Source organism: Mesorhizobium sp. M0437 (assembly GCF_040321335.1).
Lineage (GTDB): Bacteria > Pseudomonadota > Alphaproteobacteria > Rhizobiales > Rhizobiaceae > Mesorhizobium.
The window spans coordinates 78,018-84,017 of the sequence record NZ_JAMYRK010000024.1; the positions used below are offsets into that span (position 1 = coordinate 78,018).

Sequence of the window (6,000 nt, forward strand, 5' to 3'; positions counted from 1 at the left end):
AAACGATGCGCCTGGATTTTGGTTGCGCCGCCGACGATTCACCCCGGCGATGGGCAGCGGCGGAACAAAACCTTCGGCCTGCGGGTTGGTGGGTTCACACCAACGAAGGATTTGCAGTCATGGTCCGCTTGCTGCTTGCCGGAGCCGTCGCTTATCTGGCCTATCGCATCACCAAGGAGATCGGCGGGACCGACGAGGTTGATCCGCTGTCGCCTTCGCCCGAGCAAACCGGCCGCAAGGCGCCGAGGCGGCAAAGCGGGGCACAGAGGAATGGCCGACGGCGGTAGCGAATGCCGTAGCGGCGGCGCGGACCAGCCATGACCGCATTTCCGTTGCCGCTCGACCTTCGTCCGATGGAAGCCAAAGCCGCCGATGCAATCCCTGGCGGCGACGGGCTTTGGCAATACGAGCCGAAATGGGACGGGTTTCGCTGCCTCGTGTTCAAGGGCGACGATGCCGTCGATCTGCGTGCAAAATCGGGCAAGCCGCTTGGCCGCTATTTTCCCGAACTGGTCGCGGTGCTGCGCGATGTGAGCTCGCGACGGTTTGTTGCCGACGGCGAGATTGTCATCGAGGTCGACGGATCGTCCTCGTTCGAGGCCCTGCAAATGCGCCTCCATCCCGCCGAAAGCAGGATCCGCAAATTAAGCCTCGAGACGCCCGCCATGCTGATCCTGTTCGATATGCTGGCCGAGCCCGGCGGCAGGATCATCATCGAAGAGCCTCTCACCACCAGGAGGCAGGCGATTGGGGCCTTTGTCGCGTCGGCGGCACGGCCCCAACTGCACCTGTCCAAATATACGCACGACGCCGCCACCGCCGAGCGCTGGCTGCAGGGCGCCGGCCACGGCTCGACCGACGGTGTTGTTGCAAAACTGATCGCCGGGCCATACCGGCCCGGCGAGCGCGCCATGGTCAAGGTCAAGCGGCTGCGCACTGCGGATTGCGTGGTCGGCGGCTTTCGCTATCTCGCCGGCAGCAACGAAGTCGGATCTCTGCTGCTCGGCCTCTACAATAACGAAGGCAGGCTGGATCATGTCGGATTCACCTCGACCATCGGCAAGGACGACAGGGCGGCGCTGACCAGACGGCTGGAAAAACTGCGGGCCAAACCAGGTTTCACCGGCAAGGCGCCGGGCGGACCAAGCCGCTGGAGCACGGAGCGGAGCGGACAATGGGAACCGATAAAGCCTGAACTGGTGGTCGAGGTTCGGTTCGACCATGTGACAGGCGACCGGTTCCGGCACGGAACCAAGCTGTTGCGCTGGCGGCCGGACAAGGAGCCGCGGCAATGCACGTTCGAGCAGATCGAGTAAGTCCGATCCGAGACACCGCTTCAAGGCGCTTGCTGCCCGCTCTACCGTTCATGACGGACCAATGCATCATTTCACCGGTTCGCCGCGGCCAACCGAGCCTTGGCAACCAAGGCTCGGTTGCGGTTTTGAAATCAGGCAGCTTCCTGCATGGCGCGTTCGTTGACGCCGCTTTCGCCGAGCTTGGAAAGCGCTTCGTCGGTCGCGACCTCTTCCTTGAGAGTTGCCCTGAGCAGCTCGACAACGTCGCTCTTGCCGAGTTCTTCCGCCCACGCGATCAAAGTGCCGTAGCGAGCGATCTCGTAATGCTCGACGGCTTGCGCCGCACCGACAAGCCCGGCGTCGAGCGCGGGAGCACCACTATACTCCTCGAGCATTTCCGAGCCCTCTTCGATGATGCCGTCAATGGCCGGACAGGTTTTGCCGCGGGCCGGCTTGCCGAATTTGTCGAACACCTCCTCGAGGCGGTCGACATGTCCTTCGGTTTCCATGCGGTGTTTCTCGAAAGCGGCGGTCACTTCTTCCGACTCCGCGCCCTTGGCCATTTTGGGCAGCGCTTTCAGTATCTTCTTCTCGGCGTAGTAGAGGTCTTTGAGCCCGTCGAGGAACAGATCCTCAAGGCCCTTGCTTGCCGCCTTCGGGGCCTTTTTCGTAGTCGCCATGATCCTCTCCCGAATGGTTGGTGCCGCCTCGCAAAGTGGAGGCGTCCGATAACCCTCCGACAGGAAACAAGTTCCCTGACGGTCCGGCAGCTTTGCAAATTTTTCCGACCCGCTGTGTGGTGTCGCAGGGGCCTTCGACCTGCGGCAGCAATCGGCCAGAAAAGCGCCGTCAGCGCTCGCCGATATGCTCGACCAGGCGGGTATATTCGGCCTCGGCCAGGCCGTAGCCGCCATCCGCCAGTGCGACGAGACCATCGCGATCGCGGATGATAATTTCGCCGCGGCGGGACCGGATGAGCCCTCGCCCCTCGAGCAGCTGCAGCGCGACCGTTACACCCGGGCGCCTTACGCCAAGCATGATCGACAGGAATTCGTGCGTGATCGTCAGCCGGCCGCCGTCCACCCGATCGTCACACATGAGAAGCCAGCGCGCCAGCCGGTCTTCAAGTTTCGATCGCGCGTTGACCAGCGCGGTATAGCCAGTCTGGACATGCAGATATTGCACGTAGCGCAGCAAGAACAGCCGCAGCGTCGGGCTTTGCGTCAGCGCCGCCTTGAACGGCTCGGCGTCGATCCTGGCAGCTTCTCCCGCCAGCTGCACATAGCAATCATGGACCGTACGGTCGTCGCCCATTATCAGGGCCGAGCCGGTCATACCTTCCAAGCCGACAAGGCCAACTTCCGCATCGCTGCCGTTCGGCATTTTCGCAACCACCGAACCGATGCCGTCCTCGAGGAAATAAATGGCCTCGATCGGCGATCCGGACACTTCGAGCGATTGCCGTAACTCCAGCGAACAGCGCTCGATGTGCGGCTCGAGAGAGGCGAAATCGCCGGCGCTCATTCGGCGCAACAGCTTGTTTTTGTACGGATTTTTATTGGAATTTGCTGGATCAGACATAGCTGGGCCCAAAACAGGGCAAGAGCCTTTTTATCTCCCAGCCGTCCGCGCCCGGTATAACCTGCGGACGATAACGCTTATATAAGCACTGAAAGGTATGGAGCCTACTAAATAAAAAAATGAATCGATGCACGGCAGTTTCTCCTGCCGCTTGCCTACGAAAACATCCGACTGAAAGTTAGAGTTGGAAACGTACCAAAGTCGGTTTGGTACGAAAACGACAATTGAGATCGCCGGGCTCGAAAAGAGCCCGTCGCGAGGGATGCAACGGGCTCCATTCGGGCGTCGTGGGCTACGCCCAGTGATCCAAATGAGGGGTGGGTTGGATCGCAGCAACAATGCAGGTGCAAGGCAGTCGTTCCCAAACTGTCTGCTTGGTAATTTCCGTACATTGAGTTTGGACGAGAGCGGCGCTAATTGAATTGGAGTCGTCCACACAGGCACGGCGAGTGGACGCTTGAAAGACGCTTCGCGCTTTCGCCCTTTTCAAGGGAGGATGGCATGCCGATGCAAGGTGCAGCAACTCCAGCCGAACTGAGCGTGCTGAGAAAAGCGCTCGACGACTGCTGCCGCGAGTTGGGTGTTGCGGACGACAGTCCTGTCCGCGAGCGGTTGGCAGCCCGTATCATGTCGCTGTTCAACGAGGGTGTGCTCAACGCCGATCTGAAAGAAGCGCTGGCCGCCGATCGCCAACAATAAGCTGCTGCTATGGTGGCGTCCTCGGCGCCGAAAGGTTCGGCACCGAGTCGCCCTTTCTAGCCAGGGTCCCGGTTTGCCAAGGATCTTGGAAATCTAGTCTTTCACGACAAAACGCCCGGCGCTAATTACCAAGCGGCAGGCGTTTTTGTCGCGAGCGTGACACTAACGCGTGTCGCGTTTGGCCGGCCTCATGCGACGCGCTTACTTCATGTTTTATGCATGTCGTTATCACAAAACCGCTGCACACTTTTGCACGACATGCATCAAATGCGCCCAAGCAGGACCAGGATAATGACGATAAGCAGCACCAAGCCGAGGCCGCCACCACCGTAATAGCCGGTGCCATAGAACGGTCCGCCGCCCAAGCCGCTGAAGCCGCCAAGCAAGGCAAGGACCAAGATGATGATGAGAATGGTTCCAAGGCCCATGATGTCTGCTCTCCTTGTTTGCGCTGCCGCCATTCGCATCAGCGCGTCGCATTGTACAAAGGTATGAACTCACAAAGAGCATTCCTGTTCCGGCGGGACGGTAAGGCGTACGCTCATGCGGCGAGCAAAATGCCGGGCCGGGCCGTCAGAAAAGTCCACAGATGCATGCCCGCGGAGAATGGCATGGCGGCCGCCTTGAACACCCAAGAACATGCTGAAATTCATGGGGAATTTGTCGGAACCTTCGCCCGCCCGAACGGTTGTTTTCGTAGTCGCAACGCGACGACCCTCGTAAAAAGGAGAAGCATCATGCTCACGAAAATTCTCGCAGCTTCGGCGCTTACGATCGGTCTGGCCACGTCAGCGATGGCCCAGAACGTCGGCGATCCCTCCGGAGCCGCTGCCGACGGCAGCGGGCGGACGATAGTAGTCCCGGATAATGGCGGCCCTGACACCGGCACGGATTCGACCATCACCAACAGCATTCGCGATTTCTCAACGACGAATTCGAATGCCGACCGGAATTGCCCACCAGGCCCGCAGGGGGCTCTGCCCGACGCGACCGGCAAGTCTCCGGGCACGATGGCGCCGACGGTGAACGACAACCACTGCGGCAAGTAAGCGCCCGGTTTATCATAGTCTGTGATGAGGCTGCGGAGCGTACGCTCCGCGGCCTCATTGGTGATGAAAATCGGCCGTCTAACGGCAGCGGTGGTCGAAGCTGACCGCGATCTCCCGACCGTCCAGCGCCCGAACGATGAAGCCAACCAGTTCCTCGTCGGTTTGCCGGAACCAGGGAAAGCGTTTGCGCAAATCGGCTATGACGACAGTGGTCGAGAGAATGTCGCCCGAATTGTAGTCGGCCATGACGATATGAACGGCTTTGTCGGTATCAATACCGATTCCAAGCGGCGACTTGATCTGCCCCACGGAAGCCTCCACCCATCTGTCCCGGCAGACGATAGCAAGACTGCGGCAAAGCGAAAGAGCTTGTACGATTCCGTACGGTCCTACGGGTTGCGTTGCACTTTGCAGGACCCAGCCCGGCGTCCTTTATTTAAATCATTTGTTTGGCTCGCGGCGGCTGTGGCCACTGCGACCAGGCAACCTCGTCGCAGCTTCCGCGTTGAGCCATCGGAGGGATGACATCAGCCTCGGAGGACCCCCCATGAAAACGCTTCTATCCATCACTGCGGCAGCGATGATGGCCGGCGCGCCTTTGGCTGTTTTTGCCCAATCGGCGACGCTGACGCCGCTGACGACCGACACCATGAGCAAGGTTGACACCGCGACATTCGTCAAGACCGTGCCCATCGCCAATACATTTGAAATCGAATCGAGCCGACTTGCGCAGACGCAGGCGACGGCTGACGATGTGAAGGCCTTCGCGGCGCAAATGGTCACGGACCATACCAAGGCCGGCGAGGACTTCAAGGCGGCGCTCAGCAAGGGGCAGACGACTTCGGCCACCGCGCCGGCCGGCCCGTCGCTGGACACCAAGCACCAAGCGCTGCTCGACCAACTCAAGGAGGCCAGCGGGGACAGTTTCCAATCGAAATATATCGACATGCAGACCCAGGCGCATAAGGAAGCGGTGGCGCTGTTTTCCGTTTACGCGAATTCCGGCGACGATCCCGCGATGAAGGAGTTTGCCAAGAAGACGCTGCCGGTGCTGCAAATGCACGAACGTCACGTCAAGGACCTCGCTGCCGCACATCAATGAGAGCGAAGAGTGCCTTTTGCAAACGAAAGGCCGCCCCAACACGGCCTGTGTGACGCGGCTGTCGTCCGGCCACACGGCCGGGAACAAAGCACCGAGAGTGCCGTTATTTACCCGGCTTGTTCGGGGAGGATCCAATGGAAGGCGGCGTTCGCGGGGCGTCAAGGATAGTAGCGCCGACTTTCGGCGCCGTCCTGGTCGCCGCTGTCACAGGCTGAAATCGCTTTCCGAACGGGACAGGCTGCCTTCATGCGCTACGGCGAGATATTTGCAAATG

General features: G+C 60.2%; 9 protein-coding genes. 5 read left to right on the forward strand and 4 right to left on the reverse strand.

All coding sequences use genetic code 11. The annotated features are described in order from the left end of the window. The first annotated feature begins 119 nt into the window (after window positions 1-119). Both NKI72_RS17450 and NKI72_RS17455 read left to right on the forward strand, forming a co-directional pair. Window positions 120-287, forward strand: a complete 168-nt coding sequence (locus tag NKI72_RS17450) for a hypothetical protein (RefSeq protein WP_352614260.1) — start codon at window positions 120-122, stop codon at window positions 285-287. Window positions 288-317: 30 nt separating this feature from the next. Continuing rightward, complete coding sequence (locus tag NKI72_RS17455; RefSeq protein WP_352614259.1) at window positions 318-1,316, forward strand: ATP-dependent DNA ligase; 999 nt, start codon at window positions 318-320, stop codon at window positions 1,314-1,316. A 131-nt stretch (window positions 1,317-1,447) separates the two neighbouring features. On the opposite strand, the gene NKI72_RS17460 is transcribed toward NKI72_RS17455, so the two are convergent. Beyond that, on the reverse strand, window positions 1,448-1,975 hold the full coding sequence (locus tag NKI72_RS17460) for a YciE/YciF ferroxidase family protein (RefSeq protein ID WP_352834216.1): 528 nt from the start codon (window positions 1,973-1,975) through the stop codon (window positions 1,448-1,450). A gap of 169 nt (window positions 1,976-2,144) precedes the next feature. Further along, a complete protein-coding gene (locus NKI72_RS17465) occupies window positions 2,145-2,876 on the reverse strand; it encodes a Crp/Fnr family transcriptional regulator (RefSeq protein WP_352473082.1) in 732 nt (243 codons plus the stop codon). A gap of 501 nt (window positions 2,877-3,377) precedes the next feature. On the opposite strand from NKI72_RS17465, the gene NKI72_RS17470 reads away from it, so the two are divergent. Further along, entirely contained in the window at window positions 3,378-3,575 is a 198-nt protein-coding gene (locus tag NKI72_RS17470; RefSeq protein ID WP_352449586.1) for a hypothetical protein, read from the forward strand. A gap of 263 nt (window positions 3,576-3,838) precedes the next feature. Here NKI72_RS17470 and NKI72_RS17475 read toward each other — a convergent pair whose 3' ends face one another. Then, the gene (locus tag NKI72_RS17475; protein WP_023677107.1) at window positions 3,839-4,003 is read right to left on the reverse strand and encodes a DUF3309 family protein; all 165 of its coding nucleotides are present in this window, start codon (window positions 4,001-4,003) and stop codon (window positions 3,839-3,841) included. Window positions 4,004-4,186: 183 nt separating this feature from the next. Here NKI72_RS17475 and NKI72_RS17480 point away from each other — a divergent pair, with 183 nt between their 5' ends. Continuing rightward, a complete protein-coding gene (locus tag NKI72_RS17480; protein WP_352539853.1) occupies window positions 4,187-4,624 on the forward strand; it encodes a hypothetical protein in 438 nt (145 codons plus the stop codon). Window positions 4,625-4,702: 78 nt separating this feature from the next. On the opposite strand, the gene NKI72_RS17485 is transcribed toward NKI72_RS17480, so the two are convergent. Beyond that, the gene (locus NKI72_RS17485; protein ID WP_352473085.1) at window positions 4,703-4,933 is read right to left on the reverse strand and encodes a hypothetical protein; all 231 of its coding nucleotides are present in this window, start codon (window positions 4,931-4,933) and stop codon (window positions 4,703-4,705) included. 238 nt (window positions 4,934-5,171) lie between these two features. On the opposite strand from NKI72_RS17485, the gene NKI72_RS17490 reads away from it, so the two are divergent. Next, window positions 5,172-5,726, forward strand: coding sequence for a DUF4142 domain-containing protein (locus NKI72_RS17490; protein ID WP_352834221.1), 555 nt, complete (start codon window positions 5,172-5,174; stop codon window positions 5,724-5,726). The last annotated feature ends 274 nt before the right edge of the window (window positions 5,727-6,000 follow it).